The sequence below is a fragment of the Pusillimonas sp. SM2304 genome, assembly GCF_031628915.1.
GTDB lineage: Bacteria > Pseudomonadota > Gammaproteobacteria > Burkholderiales > Burkholderiaceae_B > Pusillimonas_C.
The window spans coordinates 1,030,709-1,048,512 of the sequence record NZ_JAVLUJ010000001.1 but is presented as its reverse complement, the minus strand read 5'-3'; the positions used below and the strand labels follow the sequence as shown (position 1 = coordinate 1,048,512).

15 protein-coding genes and 1 riboswitch are annotated in these 17,804 nt (G+C 61.8%); of the genes, 5 read left to right on the top strand and 10 right to left on the bottom strand.

Annotation, left to right across the window (positions count from 1 at the left end):
• The 5 genes from tssE to tssA form a co-directional block, all read right to left on the bottom strand.
• Complete coding sequence (gene tssE, locus RE432_RS04825; RefSeq protein WP_310932084.1) at positions 1-420, bottom strand: type VI secretion system baseplate subunit TssE; 420 nt, start codon at positions 418-420, stop codon at positions 1-3.
• A gap of 39 nt (positions 421-459) precedes the next feature.
• Positions 460-948, bottom strand: a complete 489-nt coding sequence (locus tag RE432_RS04820) for an Hcp family type VI secretion system effector (RefSeq protein ID WP_310932083.1) — start codon at positions 946-948, stop codon at positions 460-462.
• A gap of 92 nt (positions 949-1,040) precedes the next feature.
• Positions 1,041-2,528 carry a type VI secretion system contractile sheath large subunit gene (tssC, locus tag RE432_RS04815; RefSeq protein ID WP_310932082.1) on the bottom strand — a complete coding sequence of 496 codons (1,488 nt, stop codon included), beginning with the start codon at positions 2,526-2,528 and terminating at the stop codon, positions 1,041-1,043.
• 3 nt (positions 2,529-2,531) lie between these two features.
• A complete protein-coding gene (tssB, locus tag RE432_RS04810) occupies positions 2,532-3,047 on the bottom strand; it encodes a type VI secretion system contractile sheath small subunit (protein ID WP_310932081.1) in 516 nt (171 codons plus the stop codon).
• 26 nt (positions 3,048-3,073) lie between these two features.
• Complete coding sequence (gene tssA, locus RE432_RS04805) at positions 3,074-4,681, bottom strand: type VI secretion system protein TssA (protein WP_310932080.1); 1,608 nt, start codon at positions 4,679-4,681, stop codon at positions 3,074-3,076.
• A gap of 338 nt (positions 4,682-5,019) precedes the next feature.
• Between tssA and RE432_RS04800 the strand changes: the two genes are divergently transcribed.
• Positions 5,020-8,625 carry an AAA family ATPase gene (locus RE432_RS04800; protein WP_310932079.1) on the top strand — a complete coding sequence of 1,202 codons (3,606 nt, stop codon included), beginning with the start codon at positions 5,020-5,022 and terminating at the stop codon, positions 8,623-8,625.
• A gap of 6 nt (positions 8,626-8,631) precedes the next feature.
• Here the strand turns inward: RE432_RS04800 and RE432_RS04795 are convergent, their stop codons facing one another.
• Together RE432_RS04795 and RE432_RS04790 are read right to left on the bottom strand one after the other, a co-directional pair.
• The gene (locus tag RE432_RS04795) at positions 8,632-9,879 is read right to left on the bottom strand and encodes a D-amino acid dehydrogenase (protein ID WP_310932078.1); all 1,248 of its coding nucleotides are present in this window, start codon (positions 9,877-9,879) and stop codon (positions 8,632-8,634) included.
• Positions 9,880-10,014: 135 nt separating this feature from the next.
• Positions 10,015-10,105, bottom strand: a riboswitch (glycine riboswitch).
• A gap of 79 nt (positions 10,106-10,184) precedes the next feature.
• Positions 10,185-10,415 carry a DUF3820 family protein gene (locus tag RE432_RS04790; protein WP_310933029.1) on the bottom strand — a complete coding sequence of 77 codons (231 nt, stop codon included), beginning with the start codon at positions 10,413-10,415 and terminating at the stop codon, positions 10,185-10,187.
• 78 nt (positions 10,416-10,493) lie between these two features.
• Between RE432_RS04790 and RE432_RS04785 the strand changes: the two genes are divergently transcribed.
• The gene (locus tag RE432_RS04785) at positions 10,494-11,498 is read left to right on the top strand and encodes an NADP-dependent oxidoreductase (RefSeq protein ID WP_310932077.1); all 1,005 of its coding nucleotides are present in this window, start codon (positions 10,494-10,496) and stop codon (positions 11,496-11,498) included.
• A gap of 48 nt (positions 11,499-11,546) precedes the next feature.
• A complete protein-coding gene (locus RE432_RS04780) occupies positions 11,547-12,221 on the top strand; it encodes a hypothetical protein (RefSeq protein ID WP_310932076.1) in 675 nt (224 codons plus the stop codon).
• Between the two features lie 13 nt (positions 12,222-12,234).
• Here the strand turns inward: RE432_RS04780 and RE432_RS04775 are convergent, their stop codons facing one another.
• The 3 genes from RE432_RS04775 to RE432_RS04765 are packed head-to-tail and all read right to left on the bottom strand — an operon-like array spanning position 12,235 to position 16,072.
• Complete coding sequence (locus tag RE432_RS04775) at positions 12,235-12,573, bottom strand: hypothetical protein (RefSeq protein ID WP_310932075.1); 339 nt, start codon at positions 12,571-12,573, stop codon at positions 12,235-12,237.
• A 5-nt stretch (positions 12,574-12,578) separates the two neighbouring features.
• Positions 12,579-15,125 (bottom strand): cbb3-type cytochrome c oxidase subunit I, encoded by a 2,547-nt coding sequence (locus RE432_RS04770; RefSeq protein WP_310932074.1) that lies wholly within the window; start codon positions 15,123-15,125, stop codon positions 12,579-12,581.
• Positions 15,122-16,072: a c-type cytochrome gene (locus RE432_RS04765; protein WP_310932073.1), complete on the bottom strand. Its 951-nt coding sequence runs from the start codon at positions 16,070-16,072 to the stop codon at positions 15,122-15,124. Before RE432_RS04765 ends, RE432_RS04770 begins: the two co-directional genes overlap by 4 nt.
• 422 nt (positions 16,073-16,494) lie before the next feature.
• Here RE432_RS04765 and RE432_RS04760 point away from each other — a divergent pair, with 422 nt between their 5' ends.
• On the top strand, positions 16,495-16,899 hold the full coding sequence (locus RE432_RS04760; protein ID WP_310932072.1) for a c-type cytochrome: 405 nt from the start codon (positions 16,495-16,497) through the stop codon (positions 16,897-16,899).
• Positions 16,900-16,917: 18 nt separating this feature from the next.
• Positions 16,918-17,784: a c-type cytochrome gene (locus tag RE432_RS04755; RefSeq protein ID WP_310932071.1), complete on the top strand. Its 867-nt coding sequence runs from the start codon at positions 16,918-16,920 to the stop codon at positions 17,782-17,784.
• Positions 17,785-17,804 lie beyond the last annotated feature (20 nt).

Here is a 17,804-nt window from a genome sequence, read left to right as displayed (position 1 = left end):
CTATTGCCTCCTGAGCGACACTTGGCCGTTGGAAGACACATGCGAGGACAGCCGCACCGGAATATCCCGGTCGCCCACGTTGACCGTGCCGGAAATGCTGAACGCCAGTGACAGGACGTCTTCCTGGCTGGTAGAGAACGTAATCCGCGACTGGTGCAGACGCGGTTCGTAGCGCTGGATCATGCGGCTCATGTCCTCAATGATCTGGTCCGTCGTACCGGCACTGAAAGAGCCGGCAAGATTGGTGAAATCGGGTACGCCGAAGGCGGCGTCAATGGGTACGCTGCCCTGGCGCGTGTTCAGGATGCGATGCAGATGGTCCAGTATGGAGTTGATGAGAATCTCTGCCCGGGTCGTGTGGCCCAGTTCCTCATCCGCCCCCACGCTGGCAATGCGCTCGAGCAGACGGCGTTCGTTCATGGCAGCGGGAACGTGGCGCACCACGTCCCAACCTCTGCATTAGCTCTTGGGCGCCAGCCATGAGTCTTCCGCCTCGATGCCGTCAGGCTCCCATGTCCACACGATTTTCTCGTAGGTCATGCCGACGTCTTCCATATGCCCAAGCTGCCGGCTGACCGGATCCAGGCAGTTGGGCACCCACAATCGCGTGCTCACCACGACCGCCTTTTCCAGATGGACGGTGTAGTATTTTTCTTCAGTACCCTTGGGGCTGATACGGTAGAACTCCAGATCGACGGTCTTGAGCTGCTCGCCCGAGCACAGCGCCTGGTACAGCTTGGGGGACGACTTGTCGATTTCCTTGGTCAGCGTGATCCCAAGGTGCTGGCGTTTTCCCGACGGCAGGCCGGTTTGCGGATTCTTGGGCAGTTCAATCACATGTTCGACAGCTTGAATCAGAATCTTTCCCTGATGTCCGATGACTTCGCACGACCCTTCGATTTTGCCCTGGTTCTCGCCTTCCAGAGTGAGGTAGCATGGCATTGGCATGATAAAATTTCCTTGCAGTAATAGATGTAGTGAAGTTGCTGTAAAAGTCCCGGTGGCGGCACGCACGCTCCCACCGGGCGTTCAATTGTGGTTCAGCTCTTATCGAGCTTGCCCACTAGCGAAAGCGTGAAGGAAGCCCCCATGTACTTGAAATGCGGGCGCACCTTCAAACCTACGCGATACCATCCGGGGTCGCCTTCAACGTCCGAAACAGTAATTTCTGCCTGGCGCAGCGGCCTGCGGCTGCGTACACCTGCCGCAGGGTTATCCATATCCGCCACATACTGGCGGATCCAGTTGTTCAGTTCGGCTTCCAGATCATTACGCTCTTTCCAGGTACCGATGTTCTCGCGCTGAATGACCTTGATGTAATGCGCCAGGCGGCTCACTACGAAGATGTATGGCAACTGGGTGCCCAGCTTGTAGTTCAACTCGGCCTGTTTGCCTTCGGGGTTATTGCCGAAAAACTTCGGCTTCTGCACCGAATTGGCTGAAAAGAACGCCGCGTTGTCCGTGTTCTTGCGCATGGTCAGGCCAATAAACCCCTGCTCGGCCAGTTCGAACTCGCGCCGCTCCGAGATCAACACCTCGGTGGGAATCTTCATCTGCGACTCGCCCATGGCCTCGTAGTTGTAGACCGGCAAGTCTCCTACCGTACCGCCGCCCTGCGGGCCAATGATGTTTGCGCACCAGCGATATTGACCAAAGCTTTCAGACAGCCGGCTCGCAAAGGCAAAGGCCGCATTGCCCCATAGGAAGCTTTTGTTGCCGCCCGATACTTCTTCGTTGTAGCGGAACTTCTTGCTGGGGACAGTTTCGTCGCCATAGGGCACGCGCAGCAGGAAGTTCGGCATGGTCAACCCCACAAAGCGGGCGTCCTCGGATTCACGGAAGGCGTTCCACTTGGCGTACTGGGGACCTTCGAAAACCGCCGACAAATCCTTCAAATTGGCCAGTTCCGAATACGACTCCATACCGAAGAACTGGGGTCCCGCAGCCGCAATGAATGGCGCATGCGCCATGGCGGACACGCTGGCGATCGACTGCAGCAGCTTGATGTCCTGGCCGCCGGGGCCAAAGTCGTAGTTACCGATGATGGTGCCGAAGGGCTGGCCGCCGAACTGGCCGAACTCCGCCGTGTAGACGGCCTTGTACAGGCCTGAGCGAGTCACATCGGGCGCATCCTCGAAGTCATCCAGCAACGCTTGCTTGGACACGTTCAGAATCTCGATACGGTTGTTCTCGCGGAAGTCGGTGCGGTCCACCAAAAACTTCAGCGAGCGCCAGGCCGATTCCATTTTCTGGAATTGCTCTTGGTGCATGATGGCGTCAACCTGCTGGCAAAGCTTGCTGTCCAGGTTGGAAATCATCTCATCAATCAAGCCCTGGCTGACCTTTTCACGTGCCCGGGACGGTTCCAGCAATTCAGCCACGAAGGCTTCCAGGCCCTGGCGGGTGATTGAGTACGCATCATCACCGGGCTTGACCCGTGTCGATTCGATCAGTTGGTCGATCAGCGAGCCCTCGGCCTGGGCTTCGGGCTTGGCCGCATCGGGCTGTGCCTGGGTGTTGTCGTTCATTGATTACTCCTTGTCCTGGCCATCCGGCCCCTTGTCCTGCACGCCCAGTTCGCTCAACAAGCGCTCCCGGGCGCCTTCATCCTGAATGAGGGTCTGAAGCTGCTTGCGAAAATCGGGCAGATTTCCCAATGGTCCCTTGAGCGACTTAAGCGCTTCGCGCAATGCGATCAACTGACGCAGCTCCGGCACCTGTTCGACAATGGCATCGGGCTCGAAATCGCGAATATTCTCGAACTTCAACGACACAGGCACCTGCTCGTCCGGGTCGCCTTCGGAAAGCTTGTTCGGCACCGACATATTCAGCTCCAGCCCCTGCCCCTTGAGCACATCGTTGAAGTTGTCCTTGTCGACCTGAATAGGCTTGCGCTCATCAAGCGGGGTATCGACCTCTTTGAGCGTGAAGTCGCCGATCACGAGCTGCTTGAGCGGCAGTTCGACGTCTTCCTGGGCATCGCCCGTCGAGGGCTTGTAGACGATGTTCACGCGCTCTTTAGGTGCTACCGATCCATCCTTGGCCATCTTTGTTCTCCTTGAGGCTGATGTACTCAACCAGTTGTTGATTGTGAAAGCTGCCAGGCGGCACGCACGTCGACACGCGACAAGCGCCCCAGAATGGCGGCAGCCGGGCTGGCGTCATTGACGCCGTATCGCAATTCAATGCCTGCCGCCAGCGCCAGGGCTTGCCGCGCAAGCTCGGGCTCCCAGTCTTCCAGTCGATGCGCATCGATGGCCTCCAGCAAGGGAAGCATCAATGCCCGCATATCGGTCTTTGCATCAAACCGATGTATCAGGCCGCACTGTGCAAGCCGCAGCCGAAACCCATCCCGCCGTCCATCCACCTGGTGCGCCGCGCCTTGCAGATGCTCCAGCGCTTCGTTCAGTTTGCCTTCCGCAGCTTTGCTTTCCGCCTCGCGCATCAACACGGCAATGTCGTCGGCGCCCGCCTCTGCCGTTGCGACGGACGTGGCATCCAGGCTCTGCAGCCATATCTGCGTGACGCTGTCGGCAAAGGGCCGCTCGTCGTTGAATGCCAGTTGCGCCAGTTCAGGCAACCTGGCATTCAAGCGGCTGGTTTCGAACGCCACCGCGGCAGCCCCCTCATTGGCCCCCAACTGAATCAAGGCATGGTGACTGGCGCGGTTCAAATCGAGCCAGCACGGAAAGCTTGCCAGGCGCGATTCCGCGAACCGTACGACGGCTTCGGGCTCGCCGGTCTGGACGATCTGCACAAAGCTGTCGATGATTTGCCCAGCCGGAGCAGGCAAGCGTGTCGTGCGGCCTTGCGACTGCGGCAACTGATCCAGCGTGGTCCAGGCACAGATACGGTTCAGCCGAAACAGAATCGGCGCGGTCGGCAGCTCCTGTACGAACCAGTCGACCAAGGGGTGCAAGGCGGCCAAGGCGTGTTCCACAGCCTCACTGGCCTGCGCAGCGGAAGCGGGTACAGCGATCGGCGCCATCGCTGCGGGGGCCTGCTTGCTGGCAGGCGATGCCACTGCAGCATTCGTATTGGCGGCGGCGCTTGTAGGGGGTGCCGAGCCTGCTGCTTGGTCACCCTGCATCGCGGCGCCCTGCACCTCTTCCGACTGTTCTGGTACCTGTACGGGCAAGCGCCGCAGCACCGCCGCCAGGCCATAAAAGGCAGGTGCCTGATCATCATGTCCTTGCCATAGCTCATCAAGTACATTCCAGTCTTCCAGCATCTGCGCATGCAATGCCTCGTCCAGCGCGGGCATTTGCCCTGAAGCCTGTTCACCGAACGCTTCGCTTAACTGGTCCAGCAGCCATTGCATCTGATTGCGCCGGCCGCGGAGCCGGGTGGTTGGCGGAGACATGGTGTCCCAAAAGTTTTCCACCAGACCGCGCAACACATGAATCCCGTCGGCCAGGCCAGGCAGGCCGTGCTGGTGGAACCACCCCAGCGCAAGCCAGGTACCGCAAGCCAGGTCCTTGCCCTCCTCACGCAGTATCTTGCTTGCCAGCTGCGCCACCACAGGCCACTCTATGGATGTGCTGGCATGGATGTCATTCAGGCGGTCGATCTGTGTCTGAAGCGCGGCGAATGTCTCGCCGGCGCGCGGATCGCCCCCCAATGGGGGGGTCGCGCTGATTGGCGATGATCCCAGATTGCGCTCGGCAAGTGTGTCGTACACGGATTGCACCCTTTGTCCAGATTCGAATAGAACCGCCTTGGCAACCTCAGGATTTACCGACTGGGGATCAGGCGTACTTGCTACTCGGTGGAAATTTGTTGCAATGCTAAACAAAAAGTCGTTAACGGAATGTTTAAGAGAAATTTTTTTAATTCTTGACGTTTTATAAACAATTAACGATCCTTTAACGTTTAACGGCTTATATTCCGTTGTCGCAGATACATTTCCTCTTAATCGTTTCTCTTTGAAAGAAGGCATTCGTTAGCGGCTGACGCCCCCAATGTGCTGTTCGCGCATTGCCGGACCGCCAACCATTGCCTTCAAATAGGCTGCCTGTCATGCACCCTAGTCTGACTCGACCCATACAATTGAGGTTGCTCGGCGAATTCGATGTCGCAGTAGACGATATCAGCGGTGCACGTGCCATCAACTACACCAAACCCAGGCTGTTGCTGGCGATTTTGGCGCTCTCGGCAGGCAAGCCCTATACGCGGCTCGAACTGGCCAACATGCTGTGGCCCGCCAATCAGCAGGACAGCCGGGCCAACCTGCGTCACGCACTGTTTGTGCTCAGGCGATTGTTCGAGTCTGTGCCCAGCGCCTGGATTTCGTCCAACAGCACGCTGGCCCTCAACCCCGACGTCATCATGGTCGATGTATTGGCGCTTACGGGCGCCTACGGCGTCTTGGACCATGAAGAGCGCCTGGCCTACTATCGGGGCGGTTTGCTCGAGTACATGGACTTGCCCGAAATCCCTGCATTCTCGAGCTGGCGCAGCGGCTGGCAGGCGCGCATCGAGCGCGAGGCCACGGAATGCCGTGAAAAGCTCGTCAAGATGCTCGTCGCCACAGGCCAGCGCGCCAAAGCCAGTGAAGTGGCCAAGCATTGGGTACATCAACATCCAGGGGACGAAGGCGCACATCGCCATCTGATACGCTTGCTGCGCGACGCAGGCAATCAAGAAGCCGCCATGCTGGCGCTGGACCATTGCAAGAGCATGCTGCGCCAGTACCGTAATGTCGAACCGTCGGATCAGACGCTCGATCTGCTTGGCCAATTCGCCCTGTCCGCATCACGCGCCCCCGCGCCCCCGGAGCCCGCGCAAACGCTCGCCGTTACGCGTCAGTTGCGCCCGCTGGCCGTTCTGGCGGTCACGCTGGTTCTGGACGACACGGATGCCGACGCAGAAGAACAGCTACGGCGCCTTCGCACAGCGGCAGACGCTATCCGCATCCAAGCCGAACAGACCGGCGCCCATGTGCAACGCGGGGTGGAAGGGAGCCTTCTGATCGTCAGTGGCTACCCCGGCCTGGCGGAACGGCCGGCCCACCTTTGCGCGCGGCTGGCCTGCGCGCTGCGCGAGTCCACCCTGCCCGAAGGCGTAAGCATCGGCATGGGCATGCACGCAAACGTGAGCAAGATTTCGGTCAGTGATTCACCCCACCCTGCCCGCCTGCTCTATCAGCGTGCCATGCGGCTTTCCTATCTGGCCGAATCCGATGAAATCCTGGTCTCGGCGGGTGTACGCGACCGCATCATCGATCAGTTCACGGTGCATGCAGAGATGCGCCATGGGCATAATCGATACGTACTCGACTTCCAGCGCGAAGCGCGCCCGGTGGGACGCATGTTCGGCCGGGTACGTGAGTTCGATACGCTGGTGCGCCTATGGGCTCACCTGCCGATGGGTCAGGAGCCGGTGGGGGTACTGGTTCGTGGCGGCCTGGGCATCGGCAAGTCTTTGCTGGCCGGCGTCATGGCCGAGTATGTGCGCCGCACGGGCGGAGAAGTGCACACGCTATATTGTGAAGAAGGCTATGAGCACAAGCCATTTCATCCTGTACGCAATTATCTTTCCACGGGCGCCGGTCAATCGTGGACAGAAGGCCGCTCGCCTCTGGCCCGCGACGTAACGGTTTTGCTGCACCGCACCCTATACCCTGAGAAGGCGCGATCGAACGCAGCCACTGCATTACCCAACGGCCCGCAGACGCGCCCGGCGGTACTTGATGCCATGTCGCAGCTATTGCTAAGCCGCGCGAACGGCCAGGCACCGCTGCTGATCATCTGGGAGGATCTGCATTGGGCAGATCCATCCAGCCTGGCATTGCTGAGCGGGCTCATGCAGCGTTGCCAGACCGCACCCACGATGGTGCTGTGCACGACCCGCAACGCGTTTACTTGCCCGTGGCTCACGAACGAGCTTCTGCTCAAACCCCTCGACAAGCGTGCCATGGCCGAACTGGTCGTACATCGCTCGCGCGGCCAGCACCTGTCCTCCTCACAGCGCGATCGCATTGTCGAAAAAGCTGACGGCATACCCTTATTTGCAGACGAAATCGTGCGTCAGGTTGCCCTGGGCGACACCATCAGCACCACACCCGTCATGCTCGACCTGATCGCTGCACGCATTTCAGCACTCGTCCCCGAAGCGCGGCAACTGGCACAATTTGCCTCGGTGGCTGGCCGGATCGACGACAGCCTGGTTGCGCAGTTCGGGCTGGAACAGGAAATGAAACCCAGGCAAGTGCTCGTGCTGCTGCGCCAGTTAAGCCAGCACGGCTTGGTCGACGAAGGCATGCCCGCGCGCTTCTGCCATGCTGTCACGCGCGATGCGATCTACCAAACACTGGATGCCGCGCAACGCCGCCGCCTGCACCAACAGATCGCACAGTTTCTCATTAACCAAGAGCCGCGCAAGGCGCGCAGCGATGCCGCTTATGTGGCCCGTCACCTGGACGCCGCCGAGCATCCAGATGCCTGCCGCTGGTGGTGCGTCGCCGGCCGCGATGCCCTGGCGCAATCAACCGCCAACGAGGCGGAGATCATGGCCAGGCGCGCGCTGTCGGCCCTGGCCCGCATCGATGACCCTCACGTGCGGCGCAAGCTCGAACTTGAATGCCAGTTACTGCTTGGATCTGCGCTGACCTTGCTCAAGGGCGGCGGGGCGCAAGAGACATCAGACGTCTACGATCGCCTGGCCGCATTGCACCAGCAGGACGACGACCCCGATATCCATTATCAAACCCAGTGGGGCGAATGGGTGGTAGCCTTCAACACCCTGCCCCACGCACAGGCCCTGCACCGGGCCGAGCAGCTGCTGCTGCTTGCTGAAGAACGTGGCGCAAACATGCAGATGGCTTCGGCCCAATATGCGCTGGGGCAATCACGGCTGTTCATGGGCGATGTGGTCAGCGCGGAACGCTGGCTACGGGCGTGCCTGCATTCATTGGGCGGCCTTGCCGGAGGCAATAAGCGCGCCTACACGTGGGGCGCGGAAAGGGCTCAAAGCGCGCGTGGCTTGCTGGGTTGGGTGCTGGCCTTGCAGGGACGGGAAGAAGAGGGAATGAAGGTCGTCAAGATGGCCTTGTCCGACGGGCCCGAATCCAGCGCAATCTCGGGCCGCACACTTTGTCAGGCAGTCCTGTCTGAGCTATACCGCCTGCGCGGCGATGTGGAAGGCACATTCAAGGCAGCCTCTGAGCTCAAGGCCATGACCGAGAGCGTTGATTTGGCATTTTGGAAAGGTCTGGCTCAAGGTATGTCGGGATGGGCGCTGGCGCATCGGGGCGACAACCGGGGACTAGGACAAATCGAGCATGCCATCACGGTTTCCAGCCATGCCATGCCGGTATGGCAATCACTGCTGGAATTATTGCTCGCCGATTCACTCACCTACCTGGGCCAGCCTGTCCAGGCGCTTGAGGCAGTAGAGCGAGCCGGCGTGCTGATCGAGCGTTATGGCACGCAGTGTTTCCGCGGTGCATACTTGTGCCTTAACGGCGATGGCCTGGCCGGCGAGGGTCAGCCAGGCCAAGCCAAGGCGTGCTGGCAACAGGCAATGGTCGAAAGCCGCCGGCTCGGCCTATCGTTATATGCGCGCCGTGCCGAGCTCAGGCTGAACACCGCCTTGGGCGGCGTCGGCACGACAACACCTGCGTGACGCCACTCAGGCCGGCACCGGTTCGGCGGACGGCCCCGCCGCCTGCTGTATCGTGTCGACCAGCATGTGCGCCGTCACCGCCGACAGCGTCCACCCCAGATGGCCATGGCCGGTGTTGTAGAAGACACCGGCACGCCGTCCGGCTTTTACCCGGGGCATCATATCGGGCATCATGGGCCGCAGGCCGGCCCACGGAATAACACGCGAAGTGTCGATGCCGGGAAAATGGCGCCGCACCCAGTCGGTCAGGGGCTGAATGCGGTCTGCGCGAATGTCTTTGTTGAAACCATTGAACTCCGCCGTGCCGGCCACGCGAAAACGGCCGCGCCCCAGGCGGCTGGTCACGATCTTGGCTTCTTCGTCCAGCAGGCTGGTCCAGGGGGTTGCCTCCTGGCTGGCCTCATCATCGAGATTGACGGTAATGGAATAGCCTTTGACCGGATACACGTTAAGGCGGTCGCCCAGCATGGCCGCGACTTGGCGGCTGGCTGTGCCGGCGCACACGACCACCGCGTCCACATCCAGCTGCCCGGCCTGCGCCCCCGCCTGGCTGAATACGACTTGATGGCCCTGGCCGGTTGAAAGAATATTCCGCAGCTCGGTATCCATCAGGAACGTGACGCCTTTGCGTTCGCATGCCAGCGCCAGTCCGCGCGTGAACTTGTGGATATCGCCGGTCGCATCGGATGGCGTATAGAACCCGCCGTAGCAGTCCCGGGTCAGGGCGGGTTCTATCTGGCGGGCCTCCTGGGCGGTGACTTCATACCGGTCCAGGCCGCCCTCGCGCAGCAGCGTGTTCACGCGCCGGCCGGATTCGAAGCTAGCTTTATCGTGATAGATATGCAGGATGCCGCGCCGCTCCAGATCGAAATCAATGTTCTCGTCTTCCGCCATCTGGTAAAGATGCTGTCTGGCTTCAATGGCCAGGCGGGTGGTCTTGATGGTATTGGCGCGGTAATGGGCGATATAGCGTACAAACTCGGCCATCCATGCATACTTGTGCCAGCTTGGGGCCGGATTCACCAGCAGGGGCGCATCGCGCTGCAGCATCCAGCGCATGCCTTTCATGATGGTGGAGGTGTTATTCCAGACCTCGGCATTGCTGGCCGACAGCTGCCCGCCGTTGGCGTAAGAGGTTTCCATGGCGCTATAGCGCTGGCGATCGATGACGGTGACTTTATACCCCTGCCGGGCCAGGGCATAGGCAGACGTGACGCCGGTAATGCCGGCGCCAATAATGGCGATGTGGTGCATGAGAGCTCCAAAAAAGGTGGTCGCCGCCGTTTGACGGCGACGCCCCATCTGTTCTTGGTACCTGAGAGTTTCACCATGCCGGCTTGCGGATGGCTCCCCTTCGGTGGGCGCGAAAGCGCCGCTCTCCAGATCGTCTTGGTGTATGCAGTCCTGTTGCCTGAGAGTTTCCGGGGCGGTTGCTCCGTCGGCGCCGGCACAATGTGCCGGACTCTTCTGCATAACCTGTATTTCGACTGCATAAGCCTACCTGTTATAGGCGGGCAGCTCAATAGGGGGAAACACATATTGCGCAATCAGGCGCCGCATCATGGCGCACGGTCCGCGCCGGCCTTGCGCAGCGGCGCCAGCAAAGGGGTCAGGCCGTTGTGATCCACTTCATGCATCAAGGCCAGCAGGCGCCCGATTTCACCCTTGGGAAAGCCGTTCCGGGCAAACCAGTTCAGGTAATGGCCGGGTAAATCGGCCAGCAAGCGCCCTTTGTATTTGCCGTAGGGCATCGTACGGGATACAAGCAGTTCCAGGTCTTCGGGTTGCATGGTCAGTGCGCGGGCCATCATCAGTTGGGTACACTGGATTTTAAGACCTCTTTGCCCGCTATTGATCAGGAGAACAATGTGAGCCCGCTTGTCAACGAATGCATCCGCGTCGCAACGCGGCCCACCGGTATTCCGGCACCCGGGCATTTCCGCATGGACACCGCGGCGGTGCCGCCGCTCGAACAAGGCCAGATTCTGGTGCAGAACCAGTGGCTGTCGGTTGAACCGGCGATGCGGGGCTGGCTGGCCGATGCCAACAACTATGCCAGCGTAGCGGTCGGCGACGTCATGCGTTCGCTCTGCGTCGGCGTTGTGGTGCAGTCCAGGGCAAAGGGCTTCAACGAAGGCGAGTGCCTGATGGGCTGGTTCGGCTGGCAGAAATATGCCGCGGTGCAGCCCGCCGCCGTCGTACAGAAGATCACCGCCACCGACCTGCCGCCATCGCTGTACTTGGGCGTGCTGGGGCTGAACGGCGTCACCGCCGCGACGGCCCTGGACAAACTGGGACAGCCCCAACAGGGCGAAACCGTCGTCGTGTCCACCGCCGCGGGCGGGGTCGGATCCTGCGTGGGCCAGTTGGCGAAAGCCCTGGGCTGCCGCAGCGTCGGCTTGACCAGCACGCCTGAAAAAGTCCAGGCCTGCCAAACACGATTCGGCTACGACCACGCCATCAACTACAAGACCCAGGACATCGGCCGGGCCCTGAAAGAGGCCTGCCCCAACGGGGTGGACGTGTACTTCGACAATACGGCCGGGCCGATCTCGGACGCCGTCCTGCCTCACCTGGCCATAGGCGCAAGAGTCATCGTATGCGGCACCGCATCGATCGCCAACTGGGATCCCCCGCCCTCCGGCCTGCGCGTCGAACGCATCTTGCTGACCCGGCGCGCCCGCATGCAGGGCTTCATTCTGTTCGACCACATGGACACGTATCCGTCCTATGTGCGCCAACTGGAAGACATGGTCCGGACAAACCAGCTGGCCTACAGCGAACACATCACCGACGGCCTGGATACCGCCATGGGCGCGATTCAGGAGCTCTACCGGGGCGAAAACCTGGGCAAGCGCCTGATTCGCTTGTAGGCCCGGCCAAGTACACTAACAGGCAACGCAGACACTGCCGAGGTTCACGTGCGCTATTTCGATTTCAGTTCGTGGCAAGGAATCCTGACCACCCTGTTGGGGCTCGCCCTGTTCACCCTGATCGGCGTGGGCGTGCGGGTGCTCATGATGCAAACCCTGCAGCAACGCCGCGAGCGCATGAACCGGCAGATCAATGAGCGGCTCAGGACACTGATTGCCGCCTACAAGACCTTGGGGGGCTCTTTCACCGGGCGGCTCACGGTAGACCCCACGCATCTGCGCGACTTGGGCGCACAAGCGCCGGTACAGGACGAAGAAGCCGGCAGCCAGGATGCGGCCAGCGGCTCCGACCGCTCACGCCGCATCCGCGATGCCGTCGAAGCCGCCTTGGCGGACATTGTCCTTCTGGGGACCGAAGAGCATGTCCGCCTGGCAGGCCAGGCGGCCGCCGACATGGCTGCAGGCCGCCCCATCCACACCGCCGAACTGGTGATCTCCCTGCGCAATTTCATCCGCAAGGCGCTTGATCTGGGACCGGTGCCGGACGATGCCGAGATCCCGCTTCAAGGGCCGACCCGTGTGCAAGGCAGCGGCAGCCGCGCAAAGAGCGATGGCGCAAGAAGCGGCGGACGCGGCGGCGGCATGGGCGGCGGTGGCGGAGCCGGCATGGGCATGGGGCTTGGCCTTGGCGCGGGGCGCAAAGACACCGACCCCCATGGGTGACCGCCTTGCCCCGCTAACAGGCAGGCACCAGCAACACCGGTATGGTCTCCCAGACGATCGCCAAGGCAGACAACAAGCTGAGCGCACCGGCCGTCCATAAAACAAACCCCCGGTCCTCACTGCGCCGCAACTGTGTGCGCAGGCGCAGGAAGATCAAGCCCATCGCGGCAAGCGCCAGCACGCTCGCCGCCACAATAATCCACGCGGACACCGGCGCCCCCAGCCAGGCGCCATACAGCGCGGGCCGCGCGCAAGCCACGCCATGCACCGAATAGATGAACAGAAAGTGTGCCGCCCAAATGAGGGGGCCGGCAAGCATGAACAAGAAGACGCGAGAGAAGCTCCTTTGCATGCGCTTCATCCGATCAGGCGCGGAAAGCCGTGGATCAACCCCAAAGAGAGCAAACCCTGCGCTACCGTGTAGTGCCAGAAAATCATCGTACTGTCGTAGCAGGCCCGCCGCGCCGGCGACAGCCTGCCAGCCAGCGAACGCGCCATCGTGAATACGCCCATGTAACACAGCGCCGTCGTCAATACGCCCAACAGGCCGACCACGGCATAGACCGCCGCGGCATAGCCGCTATCCTGCGGCCGCAAGCCCGCCTGCCACTGGGCATGGCCCTCCAGGCCAACCGCCGCCAGCAGCATCAGCAAGGCAACCGGCATGCCCAGGCACAATCCTTTCTGCCTTGACTGCCCCAGCCTGCGTCCGAGCCACGCCAGTACCGCGCTGCTGCCCAGGAGCAGGCAGGCGGACGCCAGGGGGAAAGCCGCCGCGGGAAGCCGGGCCGGATCGGGCCACATTCCCGGCGACGTCGTCCACAAGAACAGATAGGCGAACATCAGCGAGCTGAAAATGCTGGTGCAGACCATGATAAGCATGATCATGGCCCACCAGGAATGAGAGGCACTGCCGCGGCAAGATACCGGCACGCGCACGCCGCCTCCGATGTCCACCGGAGGGTGATCCGGCCCCGCATCGGCATCCCACAGCCAGCGCCATATCATCGCCAGGGCCAGCAGGCCGCAAGCCGCCGCCAATGCGGTCATCTTGAAGGTCAACAGCAGGAAGAAGCCCGCCGTGCCAAGCGCGGCAAAGAAAGGCGGCCAGCCCGGCCCCGGCAGCTCGAGCAGATATTCGGGCCGCGCATCCAGGGCGTTCGTCACCAGCGTCGACCGCCGCCCGGTTGGCGCATCGGGCAGGTAGTAGCGCCCCGCGGCCACGTCTTCGGCCAGGCCGGGCTGGTCCCAAAGGGGCTCCCGGCTTGTCACGATCGGGATACTGCGCAGCCCGAACGTGCTGCTGGGCGCCCACTCCAGGGAGCCGGCCCGCCACAGGTTGCCGGCATTCCGCCCCTGGCTCGGGCGGAAGTTGCGGGCCAGGTCGGCCAAGAACACCAGCACGCCGGCGGCAATCATATAGGCGCCCACCGTGGACACCATGTTGAGCACGCCCCAGCCAACGCTGTCGGCATAGGTGTAGACACGCCGGGGCATGCCCGCCAGGCCCGTAAAGTGCATGGGGAAGAAACTGACGTTGAAGCCAATGAACATCAGCCAGAACGCCCAACGCCCAAGCCGGTCGGACAGGGCGCGCGCGCTGATGAAAGGCGCCCAATAATAAAAGGCCGAAAACAGCGGGAAGACCATGCCGCCAATCAGCACATAATGAAGATGCGCCACAATGAAGTAGCTGTCATGCGCTTGCAAGTCGAAGGGTATGACCGCCACCATGACCCCGGTCAGCCCGCCCAGCACAAAGATAAAGAAAAACCCCAGTATGAACAGCATGGGAACCTGCAGCGGACGCAAGCGGCGCGCCAGGGCGATGGTGGCGATCCAGGCAAATACCTGTATGCCGGTCGGCACGGACACCGCCATGCTGGCCGCCGACGCAAAGCTCAGCGATAGCTGCGGAATACCGGTGGCGAACATGTGGTGCACCCATAAGCCGAAGCTCAGGAAGCCGGTCGCAACGACCGCCAGCACAACCAGGCGATAGCCGACCAGCGGCGTACCCGTCATGGCCGGAATGATCATCGACACCATGCCCGCCCCCGGCAGGAAAATAATATAGACCTCCGGGTGGCCAAAGAACCAGAACAAATGCTGCCACAGCAGGGGGTCGCCGCCTCGTTCGGCAATGAAGAAAGGCAAATCAAAGGCGCGTTCCAGCTCCAATAGCGCCGTGGCCACGATCACGGCCGGGAATGCGATGATCACCATGCCGCAGAACACCAACATCACCCACGCAAAAATGGGCATCCGGTCCAGCGTCATGCCCGGCGCGCGTGTCCGCAAGATGCCAATCGCCAGCTCAATGGCGCCGGCAATCGCCGAGATCTCGATGAAGCCGATACCAAGCAGCCACAGGTCCGCGTTAAGGGCGGGCGAATAGGTGGAACCGGTCAGCGGCGGGTACATAAACCAGCCGCCCTCGGGCGCCAGTCCCACAAAGATGCTGCAGAAAAAAATCACGCCGCCGACGGCATACGCCCAATAGGCATACGCGGACAAACGCGGAAACGGCAGGTCGCGCGCACCCAGCATATTCGGCAGAAGCAGCATGGCCATGGCTTCCACCGCCGGCACCGCAAACAGGAACATCATCACCGTGCCATGCATGGTGAACAGCTGGTTGTACAGCTCATGTCCGATCAAATCATTGTCGGGCACGGCCAACTGCGTACGCATCAGCAGCGCCAGCACACCGGCAAGCAGGAAGAACAGCAGCGCCGTGCCGATGTAAAACAGTCCAACATTGGTGTTATTGACGACCGTGAGCGCACGCAGCCCGCGCGGAGGCTGCCAGACACGCCGCAATTGCTCCAGCTCTCCGTCAGGCCGGGGCAAGGAGTTGGGCAGCGCGGATACCCGGTCCGCTGTCGGATGCTCGGGCGTCACTGGAGACTTTCCATGTAGTGCGCAACAGCCCGCAAGTCCTCGCCGGACAATTGGTCGAACGAGGGCATGTGATTGCCCGGCTTGATACGCTGGCTTGCCCCGATCCAGCCGGCCAGCGTCCCGGCATTATTGGGCAATACGCCCGCCGCCAGCGAAAGGCGGCTGCCGACATGCGTCAGGTCGGGGCCGAGCGTGCCCGCCGCCTGGGTGCCCCGGATGGCATGACACTGCGCGCAAGCCTGCATGAAGGTCTGCTTCCCGCTCCTGAGCCTGGCATCGGCCGGCTCCCGCGCCGGCTGACGTTGCGATGCCAGCCATGTCTGGAAGGCGTCCGGCGCCATCGCCTGGACGTCGAACATCATCTTGGCATGCTGCGCGCCGCAGTATTCCGCGCACTGGCCGCGAAAGACGCCCGGCTCGTTGGCTTGCACCCGCAGACGATTGACATGCCCCGGCACCATATCCAGCTTGCCGGCCAGGTTGGGCACCCAGAAACTGTGGATCACATTGTCCGATTTGAGCACGAACTCCACAGGCAGGCCCGACGGGATGCGGATGTCGTTTGCCGTTTCAAACATCGTCCGGCCGTCATGGTCCAGATACCGCAGCCGCCACCACCACATTTCGCCGATCACTTCGATACGCAATACCGGCTGCGTACCGGCCCGGACCATGGACGAAGCCGCATTCAAGGCATAGACCAGCAGTGCGCTCAGGACGATCACCGGAAAAGCAATGCCGGCGCCGATGATCACCGAGCGCCGGCCCAACAGCCTGCGCAGCGCGGGCGGGCCGGCCAGCGCCAGAAACAGCATGGCAAGGACCAGCAAAAAGATCAGGGCCGCGCCGATGAACAGGACCCAGCTGATTTCCACAATCCGGCCGGCATCTTCGCTGCCGGGATGAAGGGCCGATTGCACACCCGCCCACACTGGAAGCGGCAACATCACGAGAAGTACAGTAGGGCGCGAACGAAACATAAGAAGGTCCGGTGCTGGGGGTTGGCCGGAAAAACACAGGTGGATCGGCGTATGGCGGCAGTGAGCCATTGCGTTTAGCACGTTGCATGCCACCCTGGCCGCAGCATGGGGGATACGCAGGCAGCCACCCGCGAAAGCGTGCAGCGCATGGGTATGTTTTCGCCCGATTTTGAATAATTTACACACGCGTTCGCTTATTTTTGCCGTCGGCGCACGCCGCAATGCCGGGACTTGTCCATGGCCTGCGGACCTTGGCAAAGAATTTGCTAAGGAACGACAGGATCAGCAAGCGTGAACGGGCCAGGACGCCCTTTTTGGCTCCGTGCAATTACATTCAGATGCAAAAGAGATTTCCAAGACCGGCTTTTCTTCTCTGCATGGCAGCGTGCGTGCCTATCCCGGCTGCGGGCCGACGCTGGCCCTTGCTGGCCGTGATTGCGCTCTTCGCGCTCGCCGGCTGTGGCAAGGCGCCTCCCCCGCTTTCACCCCGGGGCCAAGCCGATCAGTTGACAGGAACAGACGTAGAACGTGGCAGGCAACTGATCGGAAGCTATGGCTGCGTCGCCTGCCACACTATCCCGGGCGTAAAGGGCCCTGCGCCACAGGTCGGTCCGCCGCTGGCCGACATGGCGTTGCGTGCCTACATCGGCGGGGTGTTGCCGAACACGCCCGACAACCTGGTGCAATGGCTGCTTGACCCGCCGGCCATCGATCCGCGCACCGCCATGCCCAACATGGGACTCAGCACCGGCGATGCCAAGGACATCGCCGCCTACCTTCTTACCCTCCACTAACCTCAGGGGCAGCCGAAGATGAAGACATGGAAGCGCGTTGCAGGCATTACCCTGACGGCATCAGCGGCAAGCGCCGCGCTGCTGGGGGGGCTGTTTGTGTATTCGGGTGTGTACGACGTCAGCGCGACTGACCAGCACACCGCCCCCGTGTATCACTTGCTCGAAACCTCCTTGCGGCGCTCGGTCAAGCTGCGCACGTCCGGCACAGAGGTGCCCAACCTGGAAGATACCGGGCGCGTCGTCGCCGGCTTCAAGCTCTTTCGTTCGCATTGCGTCCAATGCCACGGCGCGCCGGGGATCGCGCCCCAGCCTTTTGCGCTGGGCCTGACGCCTGCGCCCGCATCGCTGGTCGCTTCCGCCCAGGAGTGGACGGCAGCCGAAACCCACTGGATCATCCGGCGTGGCATCAAGATGAGCGGCATGCCTGCATGGCAGTACCGGATGAGCGACGAGGAAATATGGGACGTGGTGGCCTTCATGAAAGTCTTGCCGACCTTATCGCCGGCCGACTACGCGCGCTGGAGCCGGGAGCACGCCGAGACGCCATCGGCAACGCCGCAGGCGCCCATCACATCGGCGGCGCAAGAAGCCCGGCTTGGCGATGCGGGCGCCGGAAAAAAGGCGCTGCAGCAATACCTGTGCGCCACATGCCACGCTATCCCCGGCGTCGTTGGCGCGGATAAGCATGTCGGGCCGCCCTTGGCGGGCATCGCCAACCGGCAATATATTGCCGGGGTATTACCCAATACCCCGGCCAATATGCTGCGCTGGCTGCGCAAGCCGACTGGGGTCGACCCCCTGTCGGCCATGCCCGACCTGGGCGTAAGCGAGCAAGATGCACGCGATATCGCCGCATTTCTATACACGCTGCGCGAGCCGCAATAAGCAGGCCGCGCAGCGTAACG